Origin of the sequence: Algihabitans sp., from assembly GCF_965226985.1 — a bacterium.
In the GTDB taxonomy this organism is placed as follows: Bacteria; Pseudomonadota; Alphaproteobacteria; order Kiloniellales; family DSM-21159; genus Algihabitans.
Genome location: NZ_OZ245712.1, coordinates 1,969,745 through 1,994,700, shown reverse-complemented (window position 1 = coordinate 1,994,700; position 24,956 = coordinate 1,969,745). Strand labels below are relative to the sequence as shown.

25 protein-coding genes and 1 tRNA gene are annotated in these 24,956 nt (G+C 64.7%); 15 read left to right on the top strand and 11 right to left on the bottom strand.

Annotated features, from left to right (window positions below; all coding sequences use genetic code 11):
- Positions 1 to 238 precede the first annotated feature (238 nt).
- Positions 239 to 841: a 2-hydroxychromene-2-carboxylate isomerase gene (locus tag ACO054_RS09225; protein WP_421710141.1), complete on the top strand. Its 603-nt coding sequence runs from the start codon at positions 239 to 241 to the stop codon at positions 839 to 841.
- 22 nt (positions 842 to 863) lie between these two features.
- Here the strand turns inward: ACO054_RS09225 and ACO054_RS09220 are convergent, their stop codons facing one another.
- The 5 genes from ACO054_RS09220 to ACO054_RS09200 form a co-directional block, all read right to left on the bottom strand.
- Positions 864 to 1,826 carry a threonine dehydratase gene (locus ACO054_RS09220; RefSeq protein WP_421710140.1) on the bottom strand — a complete coding sequence of 321 codons (963 nt, stop codon included), beginning with the start codon at positions 1,824 to 1,826 and terminating at the stop codon, positions 864 to 866.
- Positions 1,827 to 1,883: 57 nt separating this feature from the next.
- Positions 1,884 to 2,813 (bottom strand): potassium channel family protein, encoded by a 930-nt coding sequence (locus ACO054_RS09215; protein WP_421710139.1) that lies wholly within the window; start codon positions 2,811 to 2,813, stop codon positions 1,884 to 1,886.
- A 112-nt stretch (positions 2,814 to 2,925) separates the two neighbouring features.
- The gene (locus ACO054_RS09210; protein WP_421710138.1) at positions 2,926 to 3,726 is read right to left on the bottom strand and encodes an enoyl-CoA hydratase/isomerase family protein; all 801 of its coding nucleotides are present in this window, start codon (positions 3,724 to 3,726) and stop codon (positions 2,926 to 2,928) included.
- A gap of 17 nt (positions 3,727 to 3,743) precedes the next feature.
- Positions 3,744 to 5,351 (bottom strand): carboxyl transferase domain-containing protein, encoded by a 1,608-nt coding sequence (locus ACO054_RS09205; protein ID WP_421710137.1) that lies wholly within the window; start codon positions 5,349 to 5,351, stop codon positions 3,744 to 3,746.
- A gap of 159 nt (positions 5,352 to 5,510) precedes the next feature.
- Positions 5,511 to 6,686 (bottom strand): E22 family MetX-like putative esterase, encoded by a 1,176-nt coding sequence (locus ACO054_RS09200; RefSeq protein WP_421710136.1) that lies wholly within the window; start codon positions 6,684 to 6,686, stop codon positions 5,511 to 5,513.
- A gap of 248 nt (positions 6,687 to 6,934) precedes the next feature.
- Between ACO054_RS09200 and ACO054_RS09195 the strand changes: the two genes are divergently transcribed.
- Positions 6,935 to 7,630, top strand: a complete 696-nt coding sequence (locus ACO054_RS09195; RefSeq protein WP_421710135.1) for a glutathione S-transferase N-terminal domain-containing protein — start codon at positions 6,935 to 6,937, stop codon at positions 7,628 to 7,630.
- Positions 7,631 to 7,700: 70 nt separating this feature from the next.
- Here the strand turns inward: ACO054_RS09195 and ACO054_RS09190 are convergent, their stop codons facing one another.
- Positions 7,701 to 8,492 carry a helix-turn-helix transcriptional regulator gene (locus ACO054_RS09190; protein ID WP_421710134.1) on the bottom strand — a complete coding sequence of 264 codons (792 nt, stop codon included), beginning with the start codon at positions 8,490 to 8,492 and terminating at the stop codon, positions 7,701 to 7,703.
- Positions 8,493 to 8,629: 137 nt separating this feature from the next.
- Between ACO054_RS09190 and ACO054_RS09185 the strand changes: the two genes are divergently transcribed.
- The 3 genes from ACO054_RS09185 to ACO054_RS09175 all read left to right on the top strand — a co-directional run bounded on the left by ACO054_RS09185 (position 8,630) and on the right by ACO054_RS09175 (position 11,392).
- Positions 8,630 to 9,514, top strand: a complete 885-nt coding sequence (locus tag ACO054_RS09185) for a DMT family transporter (protein WP_421710133.1) — start codon at positions 8,630 to 8,632, stop codon at positions 9,512 to 9,514.
- 85 nt (positions 9,515 to 9,599) lie between these two features.
- A complete protein-coding gene (locus tag ACO054_RS09180; protein WP_421710132.1) occupies positions 9,600 to 10,772 on the top strand; it encodes a trans-sulfuration enzyme family protein in 1,173 nt (390 codons plus the stop codon).
- Positions 10,769 to 11,392 carry a glutathione S-transferase family protein gene (locus tag ACO054_RS09175; protein ID WP_421710131.1) on the top strand — a complete coding sequence of 208 codons (624 nt, stop codon included), beginning with the start codon at positions 10,769 to 10,771 and terminating at the stop codon, positions 11,390 to 11,392. Before ACO054_RS09180 ends, ACO054_RS09175 begins: the two co-directional genes overlap by 4 nt.
- 20 nt (positions 11,393 to 11,412) lie before the next feature.
- On the opposite strand, the gene ACO054_RS09170 is transcribed toward ACO054_RS09175, so the two are convergent.
- Positions 11,413 to 11,655, bottom strand: coding sequence for a hypothetical protein (locus ACO054_RS09170; RefSeq protein WP_421710130.1), 243 nt, complete (start codon positions 11,653 to 11,655; stop codon positions 11,413 to 11,415).
- Positions 11,656 to 12,111: 456 nt separating this feature from the next.
- Between ACO054_RS09170 and ACO054_RS09165 the strand changes: the two genes are divergently transcribed.
- From ACO054_RS09165 to ACO054_RS09150, 4 genes are all read left to right on the top strand, one after another.
- Positions 12,112 to 12,203: transfer RNA gene (locus ACO054_RS09165), tRNA-Ser, on the top strand.
- A 56-nt stretch (positions 12,204 to 12,259) separates the two neighbouring features.
- Positions 12,260 to 13,081 (top strand): LysR family transcriptional regulator, encoded by an 822-nt coding sequence (locus ACO054_RS09160; protein ID WP_421710129.1) that lies wholly within the window; start codon positions 12,260 to 12,262, stop codon positions 13,079 to 13,081.
- A gap of 97 nt (positions 13,082 to 13,178) precedes the next feature.
- On the top strand, positions 13,179 to 14,069 hold the full coding sequence (locus tag ACO054_RS09155) for an NmrA/HSCARG family protein (protein ID WP_421710128.1): 891 nt from the start codon (positions 13,179 to 13,181) through the stop codon (positions 14,067 to 14,069).
- A 53-nt stretch (positions 14,070 to 14,122) separates the two neighbouring features.
- A complete protein-coding gene (locus tag ACO054_RS09150; protein ID WP_421710127.1) occupies positions 14,123 to 14,569 on the top strand; it encodes an SgcJ/EcaC family oxidoreductase in 447 nt (148 codons plus the stop codon).
- Between the two features lie 360 nt (positions 14,570 to 14,929).
- Here the strand turns inward: ACO054_RS09150 and ACO054_RS09145 are convergent, their stop codons facing one another.
- Positions 14,930 to 16,129, bottom strand: a complete 1,200-nt coding sequence (locus ACO054_RS09145; RefSeq protein ID WP_421710126.1) for an MFS transporter — start codon at positions 16,127 to 16,129, stop codon at positions 14,930 to 14,932.
- A 126-nt stretch (positions 16,130 to 16,255) separates the two neighbouring features.
- Between ACO054_RS09145 and ACO054_RS09140 the strand changes: the two genes are divergently transcribed.
- On the top strand, positions 16,256 to 17,107 hold the full coding sequence (locus ACO054_RS09140; protein ID WP_421710125.1) for a helix-turn-helix transcriptional regulator: 852 nt from the start codon (positions 16,256 to 16,258) through the stop codon (positions 17,105 to 17,107).
- A gap of 296 nt (positions 17,108 to 17,403) precedes the next feature.
- Here the strand turns inward: ACO054_RS09140 and ACO054_RS09135 are convergent, their stop codons facing one another.
- Both ACO054_RS09135 and ACO054_RS09130 read right to left on the bottom strand, forming a co-directional pair.
- Complete coding sequence (locus tag ACO054_RS09135; protein ID WP_421710124.1) at positions 17,404 to 18,543, bottom strand: MFS transporter; 1,140 nt, start codon at positions 18,541 to 18,543, stop codon at positions 17,404 to 17,406.
- The gene (locus ACO054_RS09130) at positions 18,540 to 19,064 is read right to left on the bottom strand and encodes a TetR/AcrR family transcriptional regulator (protein ID WP_421710123.1); all 525 of its coding nucleotides are present in this window, start codon (positions 19,062 to 19,064) and stop codon (positions 18,540 to 18,542) included. Before ACO054_RS09130 ends, ACO054_RS09135 begins: the two co-directional genes overlap by 4 nt.
- 249 nt (positions 19,065 to 19,313) lie before the next feature.
- On the opposite strand from ACO054_RS09130, the gene ACO054_RS09125 reads away from it, so the two are divergent.
- Positions 19,314 to 19,706, top strand: a complete 393-nt coding sequence (locus tag ACO054_RS09125; protein ID WP_421710122.1) for a hypothetical protein — start codon at positions 19,314 to 19,316, stop codon at positions 19,704 to 19,706.
- Positions 19,707 to 19,780: 74 nt separating this feature from the next.
- On the opposite strand, the gene ACO054_RS09120 is transcribed toward ACO054_RS09125, so the two are convergent.
- Complete coding sequence (locus tag ACO054_RS09120; protein ID WP_421710121.1) at positions 19,781 to 20,341, bottom strand: DUF2269 family protein; 561 nt, start codon at positions 20,339 to 20,341, stop codon at positions 19,781 to 19,783.
- 298 nt (positions 20,342 to 20,639) lie between these two features.
- Here ACO054_RS09120 and ACO054_RS09115 point away from each other — a divergent pair, with 298 nt between their 5' ends.
- From ACO054_RS09115 to ACO054_RS09100, 4 genes are all read left to right on the top strand, one after another.
- The gene (locus ACO054_RS09115; protein ID WP_421710120.1) at positions 20,640 to 21,980 is read left to right on the top strand and encodes a glycosyltransferase; all 1,341 of its coding nucleotides are present in this window, start codon (positions 20,640 to 20,642) and stop codon (positions 21,978 to 21,980) included.
- 217 nt (positions 21,981 to 22,197) lie between these two features.
- Positions 22,198 to 22,638 (top strand): YHS domain-containing (seleno)protein, encoded by a 441-nt coding sequence (locus ACO054_RS09110; protein WP_421710119.1) that lies wholly within the window; start codon positions 22,198 to 22,200, stop codon positions 22,636 to 22,638.
- Positions 22,639 to 22,804: 166 nt separating this feature from the next.
- Entirely contained in the window at positions 22,805 to 23,506 is a 702-nt protein-coding gene (locus ACO054_RS09105; RefSeq protein WP_421710118.1) for a response regulator, read from the top strand.
- Between the two features lie 47 nt (positions 23,507 to 23,553).
- Entirely contained in the window at positions 23,554 to 24,882 is a 1,329-nt protein-coding gene (locus tag ACO054_RS09100; protein ID WP_421710117.1) for a sensor histidine kinase, read from the top strand.
- Positions 24,883 to 24,956 lie beyond the last annotated feature (74 nt).

The window sequence follows — 24,956 nt, the reverse complement described above, 5'->3', positions numbered from 1 at the left end:
CCTGCTGTTTTCCGATACAGTTTTCGGATGGCTTCCGACCTTTAGATAGATCCCGGCGCGCTGGCCCCTTCCAAACTTTCTCTAGTGGATCTGCTGCGGCCAGCTCCGGCAGGAAGCGACTTCGGGGCGGCTTCGATCTGGTTTAGGCTGAAGCCAACGAGCAGCGGGCACTTTCGAATGGGCGGAGCCTCTCGGGGCCGCTGGCTGCTCTCCAATGAAACTTGGAGGCGCGCCGAAGGTGACGGAACCGATCCTCTTCTACTTTGATTTTTCCAGTCCCTACGGGTTTTTTGCGTCGCGTGACATCGATGCGCTTGCCAAGCGGCATGGCCGTATCGTGACCTGGAAACCGATACTGCTGGGTGCAGTTTTCAAGCACACCGGCATTAAGCCTTTGACAACTATTCCCCTCAAAGCCGACTACACGCAGCGCGACTTGGCCCGAGAAGCCCGGCGATTGGACGTCGATTTCCGTCTGCCGCAGGCCTTCCCCTTCGCGTCCATCGCCGCGGCGCGAGCCTTCTACTGGCTCTGGGATCAAGACCCGGAGAAAGCCAAATCCCTGGCGCAGGCCCTCTTCGAGCATGCGTTCATTGCCGGGCAGGATATCTCCAAGCCTCACGCGGTTCTGGAGGTCGGCAGGACGCTCGGTCTGGCCACGTCGGATCTGGAGGTGGCCTTAAGCGACCCCGCCGTGAAAGATCGCTTGCGCCAGGAAGTCGAAGCGGCGATTGCCGCCGGCGTCTTCGGATCCCCCTTCGTCCTGGTCGACGGCGAGCCGTTCTGGGGGTACGACCGTTTCCCCCGCATCCAGGCCTGGTTGGAGACCGGCGGCTGGTAGAGCCGGACGTCCCGCAGTTGCCTCAGACCTCGGCGAGGACGTCCCGGAACAGCGCTGCATCCACGTTGCCGCCGCAGAGCATGACGGCGATCTTGCGGCCACGGTTCTGTTCCTTCTGTTTCAGGCAGGCGCCCAGCGCGGCGGCTCCCGCCCCCTCGGCCACGTTGTGGCTGTCGGTGTAGAAGGCCCGCATGGCGCTCGCGATCTCCGCTTCCGTCAGGGCGACGATCTCAGCGACCCCATTCCAGAGAACCTCGACGGCCTCGGGTTCCGGCACGCGGCAGGCCATGCCGTCGGCGATGGTGATGGCCTGATCGGTGGAGACAGGCTTACCGGCTTCGAACGACAGCTTGTAGGCGGGGGCGCCCTCCGCCACCACGCCGACGATCTCCGTTTTCAGTCCTAGCGCATCGCGCGCCGCGATCGTGGCCGTGATGCCGGAGCCGAGACCGACCGGGACATAGACCCGGTCCAGATCCGGCACGGCCCGGAAGAGCTCAAGCGGATAGCTGGCAACGCCGCGCACCAGACGCTCGTCGTAGGACGGCAGCATGTGCAGGCTCTCGCGCTCCGCCAGCAGTTCGGCGTGCTCGCGGGCGGCCTGGAAGTCGTGGCCCTCCACGACCAGCTCGCCGCCGAAGGCGCGCATGGCCGCGTTCTTCTCGACCGAGTTTCCCTCCGGAACGCAGATCACCGCGCGGATCCCATGGCGGGCGGCGGCGAAGGCCACCGACTGTCCGTGATTGCCGCGCGTCGCCGTGACGACTCCCGGCATCCTCGCACCCCGCTTGGCCAAGTCTGCCATGTAGACCAAGCCGCCGCGCACCTTGAACGCGCCGGTCGGCGTGTGGTTCTCGTGCTTGACCCAGAGTTCGCAGCCGGCGCGTTCCGCCAGCAGGGGCCAGGCATACTGCGGAGTTGGCGGCATGGTGGCATAGACCGTTTCGGCCGCTGTCTCTATCTCGCTCAGGCTGGGCAGGCGCATCGCCGTGTCGGGGCCTCCGTTTCCGGTTTTCGCACCGTGACCGCGACCATGGCTTGCTCAGCGCTGTCGCTCACGGTCACGCTCATCCTGTTCGACGGTATAGCGCCGAATCTCGCTAAAGCCGAACAGCAACAGCAGGACACCGAGCACGATCTGAATCGCGGCGACGACGCGGATCGACTCGCTGACGGGAACGATGTCGCCGTAGCCCACCGTGCTGAGCGTGATGACGGAGAAGTAGAGGCTTTCCAGAAAGGCGATCTCTCGCACCTCGCCGGCGATCCGGAAATGCAGCGAGGCCGTGTAGACGTCGAAGATGCGATAGAGGCAGGCAAAGATCACGATCAGAAGTGTATAGAAGGTCAGAAAGGCGAAGGTCGGGACGATCAGGCGGCTGATGCGTTTGAAGAAGTCCTCGAACAGTAGGCCTGTATCCAGCAGGAAGATCGCCACATCTCGGCTGACGAAGAGCACGATCAGCGAAACCGCGGTCATGGCCCCGATGAAGAAGCCGTCGTTCCAGGCGGTCGAGAGGTCTTTGCCCGGTAGTGCGAAGGTGGCCGCGCCGATCAGCATCACCGGCAGAAGCCAGAGCAAGGGACGCCAGAAGCTCCGCTGTTCACGCAGGTGCTCGGCCGAAACGATCGACTGAATCGCTGACCGATTCCAAAGCGCCCCCAGCACAAAGGCGCCGATTGGCAGCAGATAGCCGAGCTTGACGGCCCAAAGGGACAGACTCGGAAGGAAGTTGACCTGAAGGAAGAAGACGAAGATGCAGGTATAGAGCGCCAAGTGGTTGGCGAAGGCCACGGTGAAGAAGCGGCCGCTTGCGAAGGTGAAGTAGAAGACGGAGACAGAGGCGGCGATGGTGACCACGACCACGACGCCGAAGGTATCCAGGCCCGGTGAAACGGCCAGAATCACTAGAAGGACCATGGCAACGGTGAAGCCAACCGCTGCGGCCCAGCCGCGCCGTGAACGCCGCATGACGGATCGCGCTCCTATCGACAGAGCCTTTCTCTTCCCGGAAAGCTAGCGCTTGGCCGGGTGTCGCGGCAACGGGTGGGACCGAGCCGGCCGCCTGAGCGATCAACAGGCGTCAGTCGTTCGCGGGCCCTTGCCAGTTGGGCTTGCGCTTGTCGAGGAAGGCCGTCAGACCTTCCTGCCCTTCTGGCGAGACGCGCACCCGCGCGATTCGCTGTGCCGTATCGGCGATCACCTCGGAGGTGGCAGGGCGGTCGGCGACCGCGAAGATCAGCTGCTTGCATTCCGAAACCGCTTGCGGGCCGTTTTTTAGCAGTGTCTCGACCAGCTCGTTGCCGGCGCTCTCCAGGGCATGCGGCGACACGACCCTGTGGACAAGGCCCAGATAGTAAGCCGTCTCGGCGGAGAACTTCTCGCCGGTCAGCAGGTAGCGCCGGGCCTCGCGCTGGCCGATCGCGGCGATGACGTAGGGGCTGATGACCGAGGGGATCAGCCCCAGCTTCACCTCGGTCAGTGCGAAGGAGGCTTCCTCCGACGCGATGGCGATGTCGCAGGCGCTGACCAGCCCGACGCCGCCGCCGAAGGCCGGCCCCTGGACCAGTGCGACGGTCGGCTTGCTCAGGAAGTTGAGGGTCCGCAGCAGCTCGGCCAGCGCCTCGGCATCCTTGAGATTGTCCGCCTCGCCGTAGCCGGCCATGGCGCGCATCCAGTTCAGGTCGGCGCCGGCGGAAAAGGAGGTGCCCTCGGCGGCCAGGGTCACCACGCGCACCCGCTGGTCGTCCTCGAAGCCGCGCAGCACCGTGGTCATCTCGGCGATCAGCTGGTCGTTGAAGGCGTTGTGCACTTCGGTCCGCGTCAAGGTGATCCGCGCCACGCCGCGTTCGTCGATGGACTCCAGGAAGAGAGGATGCTGCATGGGGAGGACCTTCTTCACTACATCCGAAAGACGCCGAAGCGCGTCTCGGGGATCGGGGCGTTGAGGGAAAGGGAGAGACCGAGCGCCAGCGTCATGCGGGTGTCGAGCGGGTCGAGGATGCCGTCGTCCCACAGTCGGGCGCTGGCGTAGGTCGGGTGACCCTGCCGTTCGTACTGTTCGCGGATCGGCGCCTTGAAGGCCTCTTCCTCCTCCGCCGGCCAGGTCCCGCCCTTGGCCTCGATGCCGTCGCGCCGCACCGTGGCCAGCACCCCGGCTGCCTGTTCGCCGCCCATGACGGAGATGCGCGCGTTGGGCCAGGTCCAGAGCAGGCGGGGGGAGTAGGCCCGGCCGCACATGCCGTAGTTGCCGGCGCCGAAGCTGCCGCCCAGGATCAGCGTGAACTTCGGCACCTGGGCGCAGGCCACGGCGGTCACCAGCTTGGCGCCGTCCTTGGCGATGCCGCCGGCCTCGTACTTGCGGCCGACCATGAAGCCCGAGATGTTCTGCAGGAAGATCAGCGGGATACCGCGCTGGCAGCAAAGCTCTACGAAGTGGGCGCCCTTCAGCGCCGACTCGCTGAAGAGAATGCCGTTGTTGGCGACGATGCCGACCGGATAGCCCATCAGGCGCGCGAAACCGCAGACCAGCGAGGTGCCGTAGAGCGGCTTGAATTCGTCCAGCTCGCTGCCGTCGACCAGGCGGGCGATGACCTCGCGCACTTCGAAGGGGCGGCGCAGGTCGGGCGGTACGATGCCGTAGATCTCCGTCGGGTCGTAGAGCGGGTCGCGCGGTTCGCTCAGTTCCAGGCCGTGCCGCTTGGGCCGGTTCAGGTTGGCGACGATCCGCCGAGCCAGGCCCAGCGCGTGGGCGTCGTTCATCGCCATGTGGTCGGTCACGCCGGAGGTGCGGCTGTGTACCTCCGCGCCGCCCAGGTCCTCGGCGCTGACCACCTCGCCGGTGGCGGCCTTCACCAGGGGCGGGCCGCCCAGGAAGATGGTGCCCTGGTTCTTTACGATGATCGACTCGTCGGCCATGGCCGGGACATAGGCGCCTCCGGCGGTGCAGGAGCCCATGACGGCGGCGATCTGCGGGATGCCCTTGGCCGAGAGGTTGGCCTGATTGAAGAAGATCCGGCCGAAGTGGTCGCGGTCCGGAAAGACCTCGTCCTGGCGCGGCAGGTTGGCGCCGCCGGAATCGACCAGATAGAGGCAGGGCAGGTGGTTCTGTTCCGCGATCTCCTGCGCGCGCAGGTGCTTCTTGACGGTCAGAGGGTAGTAGGTGCCGCCCTTCACCGTGGCGTCGTTGGCCAGGATCATGCACTCGCGCCCCGAGACCCGTCCGACGCCGGCGATCAGGCCGGCGGCGGGCACCTCCTCCTCGTAGACCTGATAGGCCGCGAGCTGCGACAGCTCCAGGAAGGGCGAGCCGGGGTCGAGCAGGGTGCGCACCCGCTCGCGCGGCAGCAGCTTGCCGCGCCCGACGTGCTTCTCGCGCGCCGCCTCGCCGCCGCCGAGCTTGATGCGGTCGACCAGGTCGCGCAACTCCCGCACCAGGCCCTGCATGGCGTCGCTGTTGGCGCGAAACTCGGGGCTGCGGGTATCGATGTTCGATTTGATGACGGTCATGGGTTTCGCGACGAAGGAACCGGGGAGGGCGGTAAGGGACCGGAACGGCTGATGAATCGTTTAAGCGGCAGTGTGCGTACGGGGCGGCTACCATGTCCCGCAAGCCGGCTTCGGGCAAGCCGCTTCTGCGGCCCGTCCCGAAGCCGGCCTAGGGGCAGGTCAGTCCGCCAGAAAGTCGGCGATGGCCTCGCCGGCCTGGGCGATGTTGAAGATACCGTTCAGGTGACCGAAGGGGCCGGTGACGGTCACCACCTCGGCCTCGTTCCCCTGGGCGCGCAGCTTCTCCGCCCAGCGGTCCGACAGGAAGGGCGGGAAGATCATGTCGCCCTCGGCGGGAATGAACAGCACCTTGGCCCGAATGCGCTCGATCTCCTCGGCCACCGAGAAGGTCATGTTGGCCTTGGACATATAGAGGAAGTGGTTCGCGTCGGTCGTCGCCGCGCGCCCGTCGCCGGAGGCCTGCAGGCCGGCCTCGACCTTGTAGGCCGCCGCGAAGGCTGCTTTCGGATCGCCGTCTTTCTCGGCCGGGGCGCGGCCGAAGGTCGTGTCGGCCCAGTCGAAGTGGAGGGCGTTGAGCGTGACGAGCTGCAGGGCGTTCGACAGGCCCTCCAGAGGCGGCTCGCCGTCGTAATAGGCGCCGCCGTTCCAGTTCGGGTCCATCTGGATCGGCATGTTCCACATCTTCAGCAGGCCGATCACGTAGGGCGGCATGTCCAGGCCCGGGCTGATGACCGGCACGACGCGGGGCACCATCTCCGGGTAGGCTGCCGCCCACTCCATCGCCTGGACCGAGCCGCCGGAGGCCCCCATCACGGCATGCAAACTCTCGATACCTAGGCTATCGAGCAGGGCCTTCTGCACCTCGACGAAGTCGCGCATGGAGACGACCGGGAAGTCCAGTCCGTAGGGCGCGCCGGTCGCCGGGTCGATGCTCGCGGGGCCGGTCGTGATCACCTGGGGATCGGCGACGTTCAGGTTGACCAAGGTGTCGCTGGAGATGACGTAGAAGCGGTCGGTGTCGATGGGCTTGCCGGGGCCGATGATGGCGTTCCAGTAACCCGGCTGCGCCTGGTCCTCGCTGTACTTGCCGGCGGCGTTGGAGGTGCCGGAGAAGAAGTGGCAGATCAGGATGACATTGTCCCTGGCTTCGTTCAGCTCTCCATAGGCCTCCCAGCCGACGCGCACCTCCGCGATGCTCGCGCCCTGCTCGGTCACGAAGTCCTCAAGCAGGAACTCCTGTTTCTCGACCAGTTGATCGTAAGCCGCTACCGGAGCGCTTAAGGCCAGTAGCGCTGCCGCGCCGACCAGGGCGCCCCAAAGTCCACCTTGTTGCATCGCTATCCTCCCTGTTCTTCTTGGGTTTTCACGGATCCGCGTTCTGAGATCGTGCAGTCGCGCCACGATAGCAGGCCGCCGCCCCTGCCGACATGCGCTTGCGCCTCGGCGATCCGCCGGCCTCGACCTGTCTTCACCCCTCGATCGTCCCGGACAGGATCTTGTGACGCGCAGGCCGGGTTGCGCCGCGGTCTTCGCGCGATCATTTTCGCGAGTGACCGCAAGACGAAAAGAGGCTGGAGCGAAGCATGACCATCGACGTCTATTCCTGGGCGACGCCCAACGGGCACAAGGTGCATATCGCGTTGGAGGAACTGGGCCTGGACTACAAGGCCCACGCCATCGACATCGGCAAGGGCGACCAGTTCGAGCCCGCGTTCCTGAAGATCAGCCCGAACAACCGCATTCCCGCCATCGTCGATCCCGACGGTCCGGACGGCCAGCCGATCTCGCTCTTCGAGTCCGGTGCGATCCTGATCTATCTGGCGGACAAGACCGGCAAGCTGCTGCCGGCCTCCGGCGCCGCGCGTTACACGGTGCTGCAGTGGCTGATGTGGCAGATGGGCGGCCTCGGCCCGATGCTGGGGCAGGCGCATCACTTCCTGCAGTACGCGCCGGAGGATGTGCCCTACGGCAAGGCGCGCTATGCCAAGGAATCCCAGCGTCTCTACAACGTGCTCGACAAGCGCCTGGGCGAGACCCGCTTCCTGGGCGGCGACGATTACTCCATCGCCGACATCGCGGCCTGGCCCTGGACGCGCCGGCCCGACCGCCAGAACGTCGACACCTCCGACCTGCCCAACTTCAAGCGCTGGTTCGCGGAGATCGAGGCACGCCCCGCCGTGCAGCGCGGCGTCGAGGTGCTGGCCGACGTCCGCAAGGAAGGCTTCGACGAGAAGGAGCGGGAGATCCTCTTCGGCTCGGCCCAGCTCCAGCGGCGCTAATCCCACCCGCAGGCTCGGACGCCTACCGAGGCTGGAGGCTCCGCCGGCACTTCGGTCAAACGCCTGCTTGTCAGCGTGCTTGACCGGGCGTTTGACCAAAGTGCCGGCGGTAGGCCGTGGTGAAGTGGCTCTGGGAGCTGAAACCGCAGGCCAGTGCGACCTCGGCGAGCGGCAGTTCGGTCGCCAGGAGCTCGCAGGCGCGGAGCATCTGCAGTTCCCGAAACCGCTGCGAGAGAGTCTGTCTGGTCGTAGCCTTGTAGGCCCGGGTCAGGTGCCGCGGACTCATGTCGACGTCCTTCGCCAGTTCGTCGAGTCCGGGCGCGCCGCCCTCCAGGTCGTTCAGCCTCTCCTCGATGCGGCCGAGAAGGACGGAAGAGAGAGTGCCTGCCGGCCGCGGTTGGGGCAGCGGAACGCCCAGCCGCGCCAGCAAAGCCAGCAACAGATGCTCGATCGCCAGCCGGTCGGAGGCCGCCGACCAGTCGAGCTGGTGCACGAGCGGCAGGGTCGTGGACTTCAGGAAGGCGTCGCGGCCGAAAATCAACGGCTGGATGTCGGGGGCCTTCTCCCAGTTCATCGCCTCCAGATCGTCCTGCGTGAAGTAGATGTGGAGATTCGAAACCGGGCCCGAGTTCGTCCAATGCGTCTCGAGCCCTTCGGGCAAGATGCAGATCGCGCTCGAGAAGCCGGAGGATCGCGTATCCAGGGACCAGACCCCGAAACCGCCGGACTGATAGATGCTGAGCGTGTGATGCGTCGGCTGCGAATAGACCATCTCGCCGCCGCCGTCGCGCCGCCACAGGGCGAGCCCGCGCACGCCGCCGAGGTCGGTTTTTACGCGCAAGGCTTCGGCCGAGCGCGCCATGGCCGCCGGAATCTGAAGGTCCGAGAGATCGGCGAGGCTGTTCAGAGCGCGTCCTTTCCATGAAAGCAGTGGCCGGCCCGTAGAATACGGTTCCGCCCATGCCGCGTAAATCTGCCCGAAAAGGAACGGGATTCGGCATGTCGGCACTGCTGCTTGGCGTTGTGGTGATCAGTTGGGGGCTGTCGTGGTACGCGATCGAGCTTCAGCTCGGGGTTGTTCCGCCGCTGGTCTCGATCTTCTATCGCTTCCTTCTGGCGGCGATGCTTCTAATCTGCCTGCTGGCGCTGTCGGGACGGCTGCGGCTGATTCCTCTGGCGCGGCACGGTCGGCTGCTCGGCCTGGGCGTTTGCCTGTTCAGCATGAACTTTTTCTGTTTCTACCTTGCCGCCGAGACCCTGCCCAGCGGCCTGCTATCCGTCGTCTTCGCCACGGCCGCGATCATGGGGGCGCTCAATCAGCGCCTGTTCCTCGGCAGGCCGCTCAGCGGCCGGATTCTGGCGGGAGCGACGTTTGGGGTCGTCGGCCTGACGCTGCTGTCCTGGGACAGCGTCGTCCAGGCGGACGGCGGAGGGTCGCTCCTGCTCCTGGCCCTGCCTTTTCTCGGGACCTATCTCTTTTCCCTTGGAAACCTTCTGTCAGTGCAGCTGTCCCAAGATCACGATCTGCCCAACCTGGTCGCGCATGGCATGGTCTACGGCACGATCGTCTGTCTTGCGATCTGTCTGGCCGCGGGCTTGCCCTTCCCTTTGCCCGGTGATCCCGTCTACTGGGGTAGCCTGCTGTATCTGTCGGGTATCGCCTCGGTGGTTGCCTTTCTGACCTATCTGACGCTCGTCAACCGCGAAGGCCCGGCCAGGGCGGCCTACGTGACCGTGCTGTTCCCCATTGTCGCGATGCTCGTTTCGACCTGGCTTGAGGGCTTCGTCTGGACCCTCTGGGCCGCAGCCGGTCTCCTGCTGGCCCTCTCCGGAACCGCCCTCGTGTTCTCGAGCCCGAAGGGTGGCCGAACCGCATCGAACTAAGCCGGGGCATGCCGTCTGCTTCAGCAGGGGAGGCGGCGACGAAACCGCTGGCGTCGCTGCAAAGCTTTGGCCATGCTCGCGCGCCATGAGCCAAAGCAACGATCTCAAGCCGGAAACGCTCGCCGCTCAGGCGCTGCATTTCCTCGACGCCGAAACTGGGGCGGTGGTGCCGCCGCTGCAGTCCTCCACGACCTTTGCCCGCGACGCTGACTACGCACCGCGCGGCGCGTCCACCTATTCGCGCTACGGCGGGCCGGCGGTCGATCAGGTCGAAGCGCTGCTGGCCCGGCTGGAGTCGGGGGAGGCCGCGCTGGTCTTCGCCTCCGGTCTCGCGGCCTCGGCCGCTGTGGTCATGGCGCTCAAGCCTGGCGACCGGTTGGTCTGCCACGCCCATATCTACTGGGGCTTCCGCGAGTGGCTGGAGGACTTCTGCCCGCGTTTCGGGCTGGACCTGCGGCTGATCGACATGACGCAGCCGGACCAGCTCGACGACGCTCTGGCCGGCGGCGCGGCGCTGGTCTGGGTCGAGACGCCGAGCAATCCGCTGTGGGAAGTCATCGATATCGCCGCCGTTGCGGAGAAGGCCCGCAAGGCTGGCGCGCGCCTGGCCGTCGACAGCACGGCGGCCACCCCGGTCCTGCAGCGTCCCCTGGAACTGGGCGCCGATCTCGTCATGCATTCCGCGACCAAGTATCTGAACGGCCATAGCGACGTCCTGGCCGGCGCCCTGGCGACCCGGCGGGCCGACGACTTCTGGCAACGGATTCACTTCAACCGGACGGGCGTGGGCGCCATGCTCGGCGCCTTCGAGGCCTGGCTGCTGCTGCGCGGCCTGCGCACGCTGTATCTGCGCGTGCGCCATGCCGGCGCGACGGCGCTGCATCTGGCGAGCCGGCTGCAGTCCCATCCCAGGGTGTTGCAGGTGCTTTATCCCGGTCTGCCCGATCATCCAGGCCACGAGATCGCCTGCCGGCAGATGGAGGGCGGCTTCGGCGGCATGCTGTCCCTGCGTGTTGCCGGCGGTCGGGCAGGGGGGCTCGGTCTCGCCAAGGCGACCCGGCTCTTCGTGCCGGCCACTTCGCTGGGCGGGGTCGAAAGCCTGATCGAGCATCGTAAGACCATCGAGGGCGAGGCCTCGATCCTGCCCGACGATCTGCTGCGTCTGTCGGTCGGCATCGAACATCCGGACGATCTGCTGACCGATCTGGAGCAGGCGCTCGATCAAATCACACTGCAGGAGGGGACAGCCGCGCAATGACCATACAGCTCTACACCTGGGGAACGCCCAACGGCCGCAAGATCTCCATCGCCCTGGAGGAACTGGACCTGCCCTACGAGGTGCGGGCGGTCAACATCACCAAGGACGAGCAGTTCGATCCCGCCTTTCTGAAGATCAGCCCGAACAACAAGATCCCGGCCATCGTCGATCCCGACGGCCCCGACGGTAGCGAGATCGCGCTGTTCGAGACCGGCGCGATCCTGCTCTATCTTGCGGAGAAGACCGGCAAGCTCCTGCCGACCGACGCTCGGGAGCGTTGGTCCGCGCAGCAGTGGCTGATGTGGCAGATGGGCGGCTTCGGACCGATGCTGGGTCAGGCGCATCACTTCCTGCGCTTCGCGCCGGAAGACGTGCCCTACGCCAAGACCCGCTATTCAAACGAGGCCCGCCGGCTCTACGGTGTACTTGACACGCGGTTGGGGCAGGCGCCGTACCTGGCAGGGGACAGCTACTCGGTCGCGGACATCGCTACCTTCCCCTGGGCCGCGCGCCATCCCTGGCAGCAGATCGCGCTGGAGGACTTTCCGGCGGTCAAGCGCTGGTACGACGCGCTGGCGGCGCGCCCCGCGGTCGAACGCGGCATGGCCGTGCCGGCCTGACGGGCGCCGACACCTACACCTTAAAGAGCCGCGCGGCGCTCCGCGCTGCGCGGACGGCCACGGCGGCGCTGGGTCGTCAGTTGGATGGCCTCAGCGGCTTGCTCCGCGCTGTCGCCACGCCCGGCCAAGGTCAAGAGTTCGCCGCGCGCCTGCTGCAGGCGGTTGAGCTCGCGCGCGTCGTCGCGGTCCCACACTTCCATGCAGCTCAGTCTGATCTCGACGAGATCGATCAAGGCATCCAAGCTCTGGGTCGAAATGCTCATGGTTCCTCTTCCCTCTCCCTCCAGGCTGCGGCGCCCCCGCCTCGGCCCTCTGCTCAAGTAGAGCGTCGGTCCCCGCGCCTTCGGTCGCAGCGTTCGATGGCTCAAGGTTGTGTCGTATTTGCATAAAAAATGATGAACCTGATGCGCTCGATCTAAGTTTCTCAGGAACAGGCGCTTTAGTTCCCGATAAACGATTGTTGGATACTTCCAGTCTTCACTAAAGATTGTCGCCTGTTGCTGCGCCGGCGGCGGCGATACAGTCGCAAGCGAACGACTCTGTCTCCCTGTCACTCGACTTCCGGCGCGCGCGTTCGGTCCCGAAGGCGCGTTGCGAGGTGTCCGTCCGGCCAGTGCACGATGCCTGTTCGAAGGACGCGCCGGATCGTTGACAAGCCGACTTCGCCGCAGCTAGAACCAGCCTCCGCATACGTCGTGGAAAACTGCCACTCGTACTGCGGAGGGGTGGCCGAGTGGCTGAAGGCGACGGTTTGCTAAACCGTTATACGGGTAACACTGTATCGAGGGTTCGAATCCCTTCCCCTCCGCCATTACTTCTTACAAGTTCTTGTACGACTATCGCGTGTGTTCTGCGCATTAATACAGCATGGAAAACTGGGATGAGATCCGAACGGCCGCACAGGTGGCTCGGCTTGGCACCATCAGCGCGGCCGCTGAAGCCCTTGGTGTGCATCGCGCAACGGTCACCCGTCATATCGACTCCTTGGAGGCCACGCTCGGCGCGAAACTCTTCCAGCGCCATGCCCGCGGTTTTTCACCGACGGATCTGGGCCGTAACCTGCTCCGCATCGCCGAGGCGACCGACGCGCAGTTCGGCGAGCTCTTCCGCTTGGCCAAAGGTGGAATCGCCGATCTGACGGGCGTTTTCACCGTCACCTGCGTTGATGTGCTTGTCCCGACGATCCTGCCGACGATCACGGCGTTTCAGGCCGAACACGACGGCGTCCGGGTTCACCTGGTCAGCAGCGACCGAATGCTGAAACTGGAGTATGGCGAGGCCGATATCGCCTTCCGCATCGGCCCCAAGCCAGGCCACCCCGACAATGTCGTCCTGCCGGTTCAGCGTTTACCCGTTGGGCTCTATGGACCGGCAGCAGGCGTGAACCGCTTCGCCGGACCGGGCCGGCACGCACCATCCACGCCCTATTTCCAATGGATGGGTGAGAACATCTCGCCCGAGCAGATCGTCATCACCAGTGACAGCATCGCAGCGCTCTGGGCCGCCGTGCGCGCTGGCGGCGCGGCGGGCTTCCTGCCAAGGACGATGGCCGTGAGTGCTGGGCTCACCGAACTGGCGCCCGCACAAGACGATTGGAATGAACAAATCTGGGCGGTCACCCATGTGGATCTGCATCGCTCTGCCAAAGTGCAGGCCTTTGTGCGTACGATGAAGCGCACCACCTCTTGATGCTGCAAAAATGCGCATCAAGTGCGCGATTGGCGGCCTCATGGCTTGATTTACAGCATTTATCTTCACTGCATCATCCATGCAGGGAGCTTTCATCATGTCGAACACCAAGATCCACGACCGTCCAATCGCCGTCGCCGGCGCGACCGGCAAACAGGGCGGCGCCGTCGCTCATCGCCTTATCGCTCGTGGCCATAAGGTCCGGGCGCTCACGCGCAACCCAGACAAACCGTCTGCCCAAGCACTGGCAGCAAAGGGAGCGGAGGTCGTCAGCGCCGATCTGGAAGACCGCACCTCTCTCGATAGGGCGCTCGCCGGCGCAGGCGCGCTGTTCTCGGTTCAGGACTTCTTGGAAGCCGGTGTCGAGGCCGAACGACGCCAGGGCCTCAACCTGACGGAGGCCGCGGCCGCGTCCAGCGTCGAGCACATCATCTATAGCGGCGCTTCGACGATGGATCGCAACACCGGCGTCCCGCATCTCGAGAGCAAATGGAAGGTCGAATCCCGTGTTCGCGCACTCGATATGCCCTGGACCGTCTTCCGGCCCGCCGCCTTCATGGACAATTGGGAATGGGACCGGCAGGCGATCCTGGAAACCGGCGTCGTGCGCTATCCGATCCGTCCGGATACGCTCTACCGGCAGATTGCGGTCGCAGACATCGCCGCCATGGTCGTGACGGCCTTCGAGCGTCCGGATATCTGGACCGGACAGATCATGCCGCTCGCAGGCGACGTGTCGAGCATGGAGGAGATCACCGCGACCCTGTCAACCATCACCGGCCAAGCGCTGCACTATGAGCAGATGAGTTGGGAGCAGTGCGTCGCTGAACAGGGCGAGGAACTCATGCTGATGTATCGCTATTTCGATACGTTCGGTATGGATGGCGCACCCGCCTATATGCGCCGCTTCAACACTGAGGCAATGACTTTCGAGACCTATTTGCAGCTCGCCGGCTGGGGTGAGGACACCAAGACCATGAAAGCGTGATCCGATCGAAGCGACAATCGCCCGGCCACCGGCCTAGCGAGAGAACGTAAGCTATGTTCGAAAGCGGAGAAGCTGTTGCGCGGGCCTTCTTCGATCGGTGGAATGTGGGTGACGCGGACGGCATCGGTGCGCTGTTCGCTGAGGATGCCGACTTCGTCAATGTCGTGGGCTTCTGGTGGCGCAGCCGCAAGGCCATTCGCAAAGTCCATGACTACGGCTTCCGGCGCATCTTTCAGAACGCTAGGGTGGAGATCGCGGAACTAGCCGTGCGCGAACTCACGCCGGACATTCATATCGTCCACACCGTCTCGGCCCTTGATGGCCAATCCGGCCCAGGCGCCTCGAAAACAGGCCGCCGCGTGGCCGTCATCTCGATGGTCACGCGGCGGGGACCGTCCGGCTTCGAGATTGTCAGTTGCCAGAACACCGACCGAGTTGAAGGCGCGGACACCCATGTGGTTGACAGCGGTGGCTTTCGCCCTGCCAGCTACCGGTTATGACTTGGCTTCAGTTCGGCACTGTTGAGCAACACCGCATCGTAGAAGAGTAGCGGGGCCTCTCGAACGGCATCGGCCTTAATCGCGCTCTGAAGTAACTTTAGCGTAGTGCTATAGCGACGGAACAGTTCGCATTTTCATCGCGCGTGGCCCACCATCCATCAATTGATCTCCTTCGATTTCAATGGGTTGTCGAACAAAGTGTCTAACCTTTTCGCGGGGTTAGCTACTTCGCGTTCCAGCAACCTGCGCATCGCCGCTTGGGCAAGGCTCGGCTGGCTGGCGGCTTTGGTGTAGCGCTCGCCCAAGAGACCGGCCAGACCCGCAAACCGGCGAAACTGACCGCGCCTAAGCCGGCTTGCTTCATGGCGCCGGATCGGGCTCTTGGCAGCGGGTGCGAGAGGGTGATTTTCGCACGTTCGTCACTTGGAACAGCGCGCCCAGCGCCGCCACTGCGGCCGCGGCCGTCGTCAGGGTCCATGCTGGCATCTGGATCAAGAACAGAATGCCGCCAGCCGCCGCTCCAATCGCACTGCCAAGATATAAAGCGCACTCGTTGAGGGCAGCAGCGAGGTTGCCGTCACCCTGTTTCTCCCGAGCCCTCAGCAGTTCGTTGTTCTGAGGCACCTGAAGCGCCCAGCCGACCGCCCCCCATACCGCAATCGGCATGATGGCGAGCCATGGATTCACCTGGGCGAAGACTGGGAGCAGGAGCAGCGACGCGGCCAGAACCACCATGATGATCAGTATGATGGCGGGCCCTCTATGACGATCGACCAGCGGTCCGACCAGGAGGCTGCCGCACACCCCGCCAACGCCCCAGGCCCAGAGATAGGGCGTCACCGACTGAATGCCGCCATCCACCCGATCCGCCAGGAACGGGGCGATGAAGGTATACATGCCCAGGCTGGCGATCGCGGCGAGCAATGAGACGGTAAGGATCGACATGACGTTTCGGTCGGCGAGAATCAGAACCTTCTGCCGGAGCGAACTGGCCTGCCCGGATGGAAGTGGGGGCAGCCTGAACAGCAATCCGATGAAGGCGGCACAGCCAAGCAAGGCGATAAGCCACAAAGCCGCCTCCCAACCCAGCCGTTCGGCCAGCAGGAGACCTATGGGAACGCCTAGGACGGTGCCGCTCGCCATGCCGCCCATGATCAAGGCAATCGCTTTGCCGCGACCTTCGGCACCGGCCAGCGCCGCCGCGGCCGGAATGCCCATCGCCAGATAGACGCCTGCACCAAGTCCGGCCAGACTCCGCCAGGCCATCAGGGTCGCAAAGTCCTCCGCCATCGCACTTGCCGCGTTCGCAACAATGAAGACTCCGAGCGCGAGCAAGAGATTGAAGCGTTGGCGGAGCGCCGGCAGCAGGGCGACGGCGATCGGCGATCCCAGTCCGTAGGCGAGCGTGAAGGCTGTCACCAACTGAGCCGCCACCGCCACCGAGACCGAGAAAGATGTCTCGATCATCGGTATCAGACCCGCCGTGACATATGACGCCATGCCGAGCGAAAAGGCGCCTATGGCGATCAGATACACCGACGGATGGCTAGACTTCAGCATGAGGGCCCTTCCAGCGACTTCGACGAGGTGTTCGTTCGGGTGGAGTCCAAACGGCGAGGGGCCATTGTGATCGCTTAGATATGGGGTTACAATTTTACCACTTATGGTATTACTAAAGGTACTTGGATGAGCTCTGCTCGATCCCTCGAACGGACTCGGACGGATCTTGCGGCGTTTCTGCGCAGTCGCCGGGAACGGATTTCTCCTGAAGATGTCGGCTTGCCGTTGGGCAAGCGGCGCCGCACGCCGGGTCTCCGGCGTGAAGAAGTGGCCGCTTTGGCCGGTGTCGGGGTTACCTGGTACACGTGGCTGGAACAGGGCCGCGACATCGGCGTGTCGGCGACGTTCCTCGACAGCCTATCTATGGCTCTTAAACTGGATGCGACGGAGCGCCGGCATCTCTTCCTGTTGGCGCATCAGCGCCCGCCGCCAGAGCCGGGCAAAACCTGGTGCGTGGTGCCGTCCATCGTCCACAGATTGATGGACGATCTCGCCAACCGTCCAGCTTACGTGCTGAACCTGCGCTGGGACGTTCTGGCGTTCAATTCCGCTGCCGATTGTGTCTTCCGATTTTCGTCTCATCCGCTTGAGCGGCGGAACATGCTCTGGATGCTATTTACCGACACGTGGATGCGCCGTCTCCTCGACCCCTGGAGGGAACAGGCGCTCAATGTATTGTCGAGTTTCCGGCGCGATTTCGCTCGCGCGCCCGAAGATCCCGATATGGCGACTCTGATCAAGGATCTAGGGAAGATCGAGCCGGACTTCAGGGCATGGTGGCAGTCGCAGGACATTCATGCCCCCTGTCACGGCATCCGCCATCTCCTGTTTCGGGATATCGGTCGCGTCTCTTTCGAGCACACGACGCTGACGATCGACGAGGATCGCCATCTCAGGCTGATCTACTACGCGGCAAAGACAGGAGAGCCGACGAGCGAGTTGTTCGAACAATGGCTACGAGGCACTAACGAGCAATAGAAGGGTCAACGGTCGAGCACGCCTCCGGTTACCTGGAGCAGCGGCCATGCCAACAGCGCCCCAGCCGACAGGTCGGATGAGCAATCGTCTTCGTCACCGCTTTAGCGGCGCGCTAAAGCGAACGAATAGTTCGCTTTTTCATCTCGCATAGCCCGCCACCAATCGCCAACTGTGCGCTGCTCTCCTACCTCGGTTTGATGACTGCTTGCAGCGACCGCGCGAGCTTTTGCTGCGTCGGAAGGGAAGTCGAAACGAGTCCCTCCGGTCGAAAGCTGCTCCAGCAAGCTGCCGTTGGGTCAACAAGTCGCCGTGCTAAGGGTCTGTCTCCGCGCGAGACCGGCAATCATTGCAATTATCGCGAAGATGATCGTGACCCCGCTAGGGGAGATGATGTCGAGGCCAATGCCGAAGAGTGGCGCCCCGGCGGTCTGGCCGATCGCGATGGCAAGGAATGCGGCTGTGAGCCCGCTTGCGGGCCGGTCGGGTAGCGCAGATACGCCCCAGACCAGGTACACACCTGTCAGCAGGATGTAGGCCGCTCCAAACAGGGCGCCTCCGCCGATCACGAGGCTGGGCGGGGAACTTGGCGAACCCACCAACCAGATGCCGACCGCCAGACCGCAGAGAGAGGCGAGGTGAACGGCATTCACCCCGAAGCGCGAACAGAGCGATCCCGCCATGGCACCCGCAAGTCCGGCGGCACCGATAACGATCCAGAGGGCTCCGGTCGCACTTGCGTCCCAACCGCGATTCCGCGACAAGAGTTCGCCGCCGAAGGACCAGATCGCTGTACTGGCCGCGCCCATCAGAACCGCCGCGACAACGAGGGTCAGGATATCGGCCGACATCCGGGGAAGACCGCGCCCACAGTACGGGGCTCTGTCCCGAGACCTGGGAACGGCCCAGAGCGTCGCTAGCGTGACCACCGCAGCCGTTGCGGCGAAGGCTCCATAGGCCAGCCGCCAGTCGGCTCCGAGATACAGGGCGACGGGGCCCGAGAGGGCCACGCCCGCGCTGGTGCCGGAATTGATCACCGTGTTCACGGTGTCTTGGCGGTGGCTCTCCACAGCCTGAACCACCGCTGCCGCGAGCGGCGGCGAGGCCAGACCGGTGCTCATTCCGGCAAAGAGCACGGCTGCTGCGAGAAAAGCGGGTGACTGAGCAGTCGCAATCAGGGCCATGCCGCTCGCGGCGACGATAGCGGCACCGACGGCGACCGGGCGCGGGCCATAGCGCTCGACGAGCGCGGCGGAGGCGACGATCGCGAGGCAATAGCCTAGGAACGATCCGCCCGCGATCATCCCCGCAAAGGTCGGTTTCAAAGACAGGTCCGCGCTGACGTCCGGGAGGAACAGGCCGAAGGCGAAGCGCGCGAGGCCGTAGCACACCGCGATCAGCGCGAAGCCCGTGGCCCCCAATTGAAACGTCGCACTCATTTGCTCGCGTTGGAGACGAGGATGTCGGCTGCCTCTCGGGCTGCCGAGGTGGCCTCCGGTCCGCGATAGGCCGCCGCAGCCGTGGCGCCTTCGAAGAGGACGAGCAGTTGGTTGGCCAAATTCTCCTGCGGCTCATCGAGTTGACCGCGAACGATGTCGCCGATCCGCTCCCGAAGAAAGGCCTTCTGCCTCTGCACCGCCGCGACGATCTCCGGCCTATCCCCACCTGTCTCGCCAAGCGCTCTCAGGAACAGACAGCCGCGCGCGCCTTCCGTGCGGATCCAGTCCTCAAGCGCGGCGAACAGCGCGTCGACCGTTGGGACATCGAGGCAAGAGCGGAACCGTCGATCACGTTCGTCGAGGACTGCGGCCATGAGGCCGGCCTTGCTCCCGAAGTGTTTGTAGAGAGTCCGACTCGACACCCCCGCCGCAGCGGTGAGCCGATCCATGCCGGAAGCCATGAAGCCGTTGCGATCGACCTGCGCCTCAACGGCCTCGAGGATGGTTTTCCTCAGATCCATCGAGCCAGTGTAAAACGCTCGTTTTACCTGTCAAGCTTGAGACTGCGGCAAGCTGCGGCACAGCGACGAATCTCTGCAGAGCCACCGGCCTCCGCGCGCTGGCGATGGCGAACGATAGGGTGGCAATTCCCGGGATTGTTGAACACCATGCCGCTGGCGGCTTCGATGGGGACTTGCGCCCGTTCGCTTTGCGGCGTGCGAAGCTTTCCTTCCCGGTCGCCGTTGCTTGACCATGAGGGAGGAGTGAGAGTGCCGCATTCGGAATTGATCGCGCTCGCCGGGTTTGCCGTCGCCGCCGTCGCCATGCTGCTCGTCACCCAGACGAAGGAACGGATCTCCGCGCCGGCCTGGCTTATTCCGGCGATAGTCGCGGTTCCCTTCTCGGCCTTGACCGGTTTGGCGCTCGTCCAAGAGGGGCTTTCCGGCCTTTTGCCGGTGATTGCCGGATCGCCTTGGGGACTGCAGGTCTGGTTCGATCGTCTGATGAGCGCGACGGCGGCCTTCTTCCTGCTCCAGAATCGCGCGCGGGCGGCTGGCATGAAATCGGAGGTCTGGGTGCTCGCCGTCATCTTCACAGGCAGCATCGGGTTGTTCCTGATGCTGGCGCGGACGGTCCATCTCGAACGCAAGTCGGCCGGGTGAGTTAGCGGTTGGTTGGCGTCGGCAAGGACCGGCGTCCCGCTGTCAGGAAGATTACCGGCTATCTCCCGGCGCTCTCAAGCCGCCGGCCTAGGGCGCTCTTCCCTTGGCGTGGCGGTGTCGCGCACGAGGACATGGGCTGGCGCAGGGCGCTTGGTCCGGCGTGCAGGCGCCTTTCCAAGAGGCGGCCGCCAGACTCCCAGGACGACGTTGGCGACCGACAGGGCCAGCATGACGACGAGTGTGGCCCACTCGTAGGCAACCGCCCGCTCGAGCACCTCCGCTGCAAGTTCGCCCTGCGCGATCCGCTCCGCGACGGTCATGGCATGCTCGGCCTTGGCCCCGACAATCGTCAGGATTCCCTTGAACATCAGGATGCCCAGCGCGGCCTTCAGCCAGACCCAGCCTTTATGCAGGTAAGGGTCATGCACGACCATTGAGGCGAGGCCCGACAGCAGCACGATTGCCAGAGAGGGCAGCAGGACGTAGTTGCTGATGGCCATGATGGAGACGCGCAGGTCTGCGTAAGCTTCCGGCGTGTTCTGCGGGGCCACGACCAGCAGCAGCATGTAGACGCTCAAGCCGCCAAGCAGGCCGGCCGCCGAAAGCGTGTGGAGAACCTTCATCGTTTTCCGCATTTGCAGACCTCCATGGGGTCGTGCGGCCATACGACAAGCATGCCGGCCAAAACGGCGATGTACGAGTATAACCGTGCGTCGCGCTCTCAGGCCAACCGGTCACGCTGCCGCAGGCAATGCTCCGGTCTGGTCCCCGGCCCGTTTGACTTCGGGGAAAGGCTCGACCGGGTACCAGTCCAAGCCCGAGACGGAAGGGCCCGCATCCGCAGCGGGCGACCGCGTCTTAAACAGGTATCTCCTCCGACTCTGGAGTGCTTAGGTTCGGTCGTGGACGAACCCGCAAACGCGAGGGCGCGGATTGAAACTTTTTCTGGCGACGTTCGGCTCTCTCGGCGACGTGCAGCCCTTTATCGCGTTGGGTGGTGCGCTCCGCTCGGCGGGCCATGACGTCACGCTTTGCACGGCAAGCCGCTTCGAACGGCAGGTATCGGAATGTGGATTGCTCTTCGCCCCCACGACCAGTGCCTTGCTAGAGCAGATGGATGGCGAACTCGGCCGCACGATTCTTGGCGGCGAAGCGGGGACCGTTGCGACCATCCGGGCTGGGCTGAAACTGAACGTCCTTGCGAGGCCCATAAACAGGCAGATGATGGTCGACGTCTGGCGGGCCGCCGAAGCGATCCGACCTGACGCCGTCGTCTATCACCCTAAGGTTCTGGCTGCACCGTCCGTGGCCGACAAGCTGCAAATCCCTGCGATCATGGCGAATCTGCAGCCGATGTTCGTACCGACGAAGGCCTTTCCGGCACCGGGTATGCCGGACTTCAACAAGTCGGCTCTTTGCATGTCGGCTCCGGTTTGGGGTGGTTGGTACAACCGGCGCAGCTATGATTTGGTGGCGCTGGGGTATCGGGCTTATCGCGGACTGATCGATGCCTTTCGCCGGGATGTCTTGGGGCTCTCCGGCCTCAGCCGAAAGGCGGGCTTAAGCCGGCGGTCAAACGGCGAAGCAATTCCGATGCTTAACGCCTTCAGTAGGCATGTCGTACCGCGCCCCGACGATTGGCCGCCGCAGGCCGTTGTCAGCGGCTACTGGTTTCTCGACCGTCCGGCCGGTTGGCGTCCGTCGCCCAGCCTCGAGGCTTTCCTGAAGGATGGCGATGCGCCCGTCTACGTTGGGTTCGGAAGTCTGTCGGGGCGGAATCCCAAAGCGCTTGGCGAGCTTGTCGTCACTGCGCTTCGGCGTGCCGGAAAGCGCGGTCTTCTCAGCAAGGGGTGGGGCGGACTTGAGGTCCATCCCGGATCTTCCGACATCCATGTTCTCGACCAGGCGCCCCATGACTGGCTCTTCGAGAGAGTTGCCGCGGTCGTTCACCACGGCGGTGCCGGAACCACGGCGGCAGGCTTGAAGGCAGGGCGTCCGAGTGTCCTTTGCCCCTTCTTTGGTGATCAGCCCTTTTGGGCTGCGCGTGTGCATGCTCTGGGCGCCGGACCGAAGCCGATTGCGAGAAAGGAACTGACCGCAAGCCGTCTTGCGGACGCCATTGGTGCGGCGATTTGCAGTTCCGATATCGCAGGTCACGCCGAATGCCTGGGCCGTGCCATCCGTTCGGAGGGTGGCACGGCCCAGGCCGTACGTTTCATCCAACAGGAATTGGAGCGTCAATGGCCCTCGACTCTGCTTCGCAGTCGGCTGTGAGGCGGGTTGGAGGCGGAACGCCCAGCGATCATTCTGATGCGTTTGACCTTCATCGATCCTTTTTTAGGCCGAACCGTTTTGATTGCCTGGCGAACCAGATGATCACGCATCGGTTATTGCTGTTGATTTTACGGTCATGATCGGTCGGGCCACCTCTGAAGCGTCGATCCGTGTTCCCACCCGCGGGTGCCGGCGCTACTCACAGCAGGAGGCCCTTATGACTTTCAAAGCTCTCTCGACCCTGGCCGGCAGCGCCATGCTGGCGGCGGTAGCCTTTACGCCCGCCGAAGCCAGCAACCAGTTGGCCATTGCCGTCGGCGGCTTCGATGCCGTGTCCTATCAGCAGGGCGATGCACCGCAGCGCGGCGAGGCCCGCTTCAATCATTTCTGGAACGGCGCCGTATGGTTCTTCACCAGCGAAGCCAATCGCGACACTTTCCGCGAGGATCCGGAGGCCTATGCACCGGCCTATGACGGCTACTGTGCCTGGGCGGCCTCGCAAGGCTACATCGCGCCCGGCGATCCGCTGATCTATGAAGTGGTCGACGGGCAGCTTTACCTGCAGGTGCACCCGCGAGCCCAGGAACTCTGGCAGGCCGACATTCCCGCCCACATCGCGCTGGGCGCCGAGAACTGGCCGCGCATCAATCCTTTCTGATCGTCGTTTCGCCGCGCGGTACCGCTGGGACGCCGAGTGAGCGTCCCAGCGGTACGGCCAGGCTCCCGATCACAGTTGGCGGCAGTCGATAAGCCCGTCGGTCTGGCGCCGACTTGCGCGGCAACCCACATCTTGGCTTGCGGTATCCTGCGATCACCGGAAAGCCATGCGCCTGCTTCTTGTCGAAGATCACCTCTCCCTGGCCGAGGCCGTCTCCGCCGCACTGCGGCGCGCCGGCTTCGCCGTCGACCATGCCGCCAACACCGCGGATGTTCGCAACTTCGTTGTCGGAACGGACTACGATCTGGTGGTTCTCGATCTCGGGCTGCCGGACGGTGACGGGCTCGATCTTCTGGCCGAACTCCGCCGTACAAAGGAATGGCCCACGATCGTCCTGACCGCCCGCGACGCCCTGTCCGACCGGCTGGCGGGGCTCGACGGCGGTGCCGACGACTACGTCGTCAAGCCTGTCGAGATGCCCGAGTTGATCGCCCGGTGCCGCGCCGTCTTGCGCCGGCCCGGCGGACGGCTGGGAACGGTGCTGGAGGCCTGCGGCCTGCAGCTCGACACCGCGCAGCGCCGTGTCGCCTTCCGCGAGCAGGCGATCCCGCTTGGTAAACGGGACGTGAGTGTGCTCGAGCAGTTGATGCGGCGCAAGGGCGAGGTCGTCCCGCGCCGGACTCTCGAGGATGCCGTCTACGCGCTCGACGATGCGGTGACGCCCAATGCGTTGGAGGCGGCCATATCACGCCTGCGCAAGGCGATCGCGTCGGCGGGTTGTCCAGCGACGGTTCATACGGTGCGCGGTGTCGGTTGGCTCTTGGAAGACAGCTTGGATGAAACCGGCCGGGTGGAGACGGCAAGTTGAACGGGTGGCGCCCCGTGAGAGCAGGCGTGAATGCAGGCAGTCTTCCTATGGCGCAGCTTCTCACGCGCCGTCTCGCCTGGATCGCTCTCGCTGTCCTGCTCGCCAACCTCGTGCTGATCTGGGCCTACTACGGCTCCGACCGCGAAGCCCTCGAGGATAAGGTGGTGGAGCGGCGGATGGCCGTCATGGAAGCCGCTTTGATCGCATCGGATGACGGCGGCTACCGTATCGAGTCCGGTGCGCGCGCGCTCTTCGAGACACATCCGGCCGCCTATGGTTTTGCGTTGCTCGGTCCGGAAGACAGGCTGCTCGATCAGGCGAACGACGACTTGATTCCCGCGAACACGCTGGAAAGCAGCCGTTTCGCCGACGATTGGATCGCGCGTCTGCCGGGGGAGGGCACGCAGCTGGTCGTCGCCTCTCACACGGTCGGACCTCCTGCGGCCGATCTGCGGCTCGTTTTCGTGGCCCGCGGCGACCCCGCCAACCTTCTGGGCTTTGCGTTGCTCGCAGAGCTGGTTGGCCACATCGCGGTCCCGCTGGTCCCTGCGATCCTGCTGTTGCTTGGCGCCAATGCCTTGATGGTGCACCGCAGCCTTGGCCCAGTGACACGGGCGGCCGTCTGGGCGCGCGCCTTGCACCCGGGCGCCCGCAACACCGCGCCGCCGCCAGAGACCGGGCTCAAGGAGATCGACGAGCTTTTGGATGCGACCGGCCGCGCTCTCGATAGTCTGACTCAAGCACTTTCGGCCGAGACGCGCCGGGCCGCCGAGGCCGCTCATGCGCTGCGCACGCCGCTTGCTGCCGTGACCGCGCGTCTGGACGAACTGCCGGAAGGCGAGGCGACGCAGCGTCTACGCCGAGACATGGCGCAGCTCTCGCGGACGGTCCGGCAGATTCTGGCCTCTGCGAATGCCGACATGGTCGCAATCGAACCGGGTGCGCGTGCGGATCTGCGCGCCATTGCACAAGCGGTCGTGGCCACTCTGGCTCCTGTTGCCATTCGCCGGGGCGCGGAGTTGGAACTGCAGTGTCAGACTCCGAGCCTAGAAGTCGCAGGCGATAGCGAGGCCATCACCCTGGCTCTGACCAACCTCGTCGAAAATGCGATTGTCCATGCCGGCGGCCGCATCACCGTCACGGTCGGTCCCGACGCCGGGCTGAGCGTTCGCGACCGGGGGCCGGGCCTGCCCGAGGGCGATCCCGACCACCTGTTCGAGGCCTTTCGGCAAGGACCGGCGGCCCCGGCGACCGGTGCCGGTCTTGGCTTGTCCATCGTCGCCCGCATTCAGCGCGCCCATCGCGGCGCAGTGACGGCTCGCGGGCATCCGGACGGGGGCGCCGAGTTCCATCTGGCCTTCGGCGAGAGCCGATAGTTTTTCGCGTTTCGTCAGGGTCTCGTCAGGCAGGCCGGATAGAAGGGAGCATGGAAGGTGCGGGAGTCTCCCAC

What these genes read in the sequence shown, in the direction of transcription:
- ACO054_RS09180 (WP_421710132.1), top strand. Translation starts at nt 9,600, where the DNA reads ATGAGCCAAAGCAACGATCTCAAGCCGGAAACGCTCGCCGCTCAGGCG.
- ACO054_RS09155 (WP_421710128.1), top strand. Translation starts at nt 13,179, where the DNA reads ATGTCGAACACCAAGATCCACGACCGTCCAATCGCCGTCGCCGGCGCG.
- ACO054_RS09205 (WP_421710137.1), bottom strand. Translation starts at nt 5,351, where the DNA reads ATGACCGTCATCAAATCGAACATCGATACCCGCAGCCCCGAGTTTCGC.
- ACO054_RS09185 (WP_421710133.1), top strand. Translation starts at nt 8,630, where the DNA reads ATGTCGGCACTGCTGCTTGGCGTTGTGGTGATCAGTTGGGGGCTGTCG.
- ACO054_RS09110 (WP_421710119.1), top strand. Translation starts at nt 22,198, where the DNA reads ATGACTTTCAAAGCTCTCTCGACCCTGGCCGGCAGCGCCATGCTGGCG.
- ACO054_RS09190 (WP_421710134.1), bottom strand. Translation starts at nt 8,492, where the DNA reads ATGGCGCGCTCGGCCGAAGCCTTGCGCGTAAAAACCGACCTCGGCGGC.
- ACO054_RS09210 (WP_421710138.1), bottom strand. Translation starts at nt 3,726, where the DNA reads ATGCAGCATCCTCTCTTCCTGGAGTCCATCGACGAACGCGGCGTGGCG.
- ACO054_RS09140 (WP_421710125.1), top strand. Translation starts at nt 16,256, where the DNA reads ATGAGCTCTGCTCGATCCCTCGAACGGACTCGGACGGATCTTGCGGCG.
- ACO054_RS09100 (WP_421710117.1), top strand. Translation starts at nt 23,554, where the DNA reads ATGGCGCAGCTTCTCACGCGCCGTCTCGCCTGGATCGCTCTCGCTGTC.
- ACO054_RS09220 (WP_421710140.1), bottom strand. Translation starts at nt 1,826, where the DNA reads ATGCGCCTGCCCAGCCTGAGCGAGATAGAGACAGCGGCCGAAACGGTC.
- ACO054_RS09200 (WP_421710136.1), bottom strand. Translation starts at nt 6,686, where the DNA reads ATGCAACAAGGTGGACTTTGGGGCGCCCTGGTCGGCGCGGCAGCGCTA.
- ACO054_RS09160 (WP_421710129.1), top strand. Translation starts at nt 12,260, where the DNA reads ATGGAAAACTGGGATGAGATCCGAACGGCCGCACAGGTGGCTCGGCTT.
- ACO054_RS09130 (WP_421710123.1), bottom strand. Translation starts at nt 19,064, where the DNA reads ATGGATCTGAGGAAAACCATCCTCGAGGCCGTTGAGGCGCAGGTCGAT.
- ACO054_RS09150 (WP_421710127.1), top strand. Translation starts at nt 14,123, where the DNA reads ATGTTCGAAAGCGGAGAAGCTGTTGCGCGGGCCTTCTTCGATCGGTGG.
- ACO054_RS09195 (WP_421710135.1), top strand. Translation starts at nt 6,935, where the DNA reads ATGACCATCGACGTCTATTCCTGGGCGACGCCCAACGGGCACAAGGTG.
- ACO054_RS09175 (WP_421710131.1), top strand. Translation starts at nt 10,769, where the DNA reads ATGACCATACAGCTCTACACCTGGGGAACGCCCAACGGCCGCAAGATC.
- ACO054_RS09145 (WP_421710126.1), bottom strand. Translation starts at nt 16,129, where the DNA reads ATGCTGAAGTCTAGCCATCCGTCGGTGTATCTGATCGCCATAGGCGCC.
- ACO054_RS09215 (WP_421710139.1), bottom strand. Translation starts at nt 2,813, where the DNA reads ATGCGGCGTTCACGGCGCGGCTGGGCCGCAGCGGTTGGCTTCACCGTT.
- ACO054_RS09120 (WP_421710121.1), bottom strand. Translation starts at nt 20,341, where the DNA reads ATGCGGAAAACGATGAAGGTTCTCCACACGCTTTCGGCGGCCGGCCTG.
- ACO054_RS09170 (WP_421710130.1), bottom strand. Translation starts at nt 11,655, where the DNA reads ATGAGCATTTCGACCCAGAGCTTGGATGCCTTGATCGATCTCGTCGAG.
- ACO054_RS09135 (WP_421710124.1), bottom strand. Translation starts at nt 18,543, where the DNA reads ATGAGTGCGACGTTTCAATTGGGGGCCACGGGCTTCGCGCTGATCGCG.
- ACO054_RS09105 (WP_421710118.1), top strand. Translation starts at nt 22,805, where the DNA reads ATGCGCCTGCTTCTTGTCGAAGATCACCTCTCCCTGGCCGAGGCCGTC.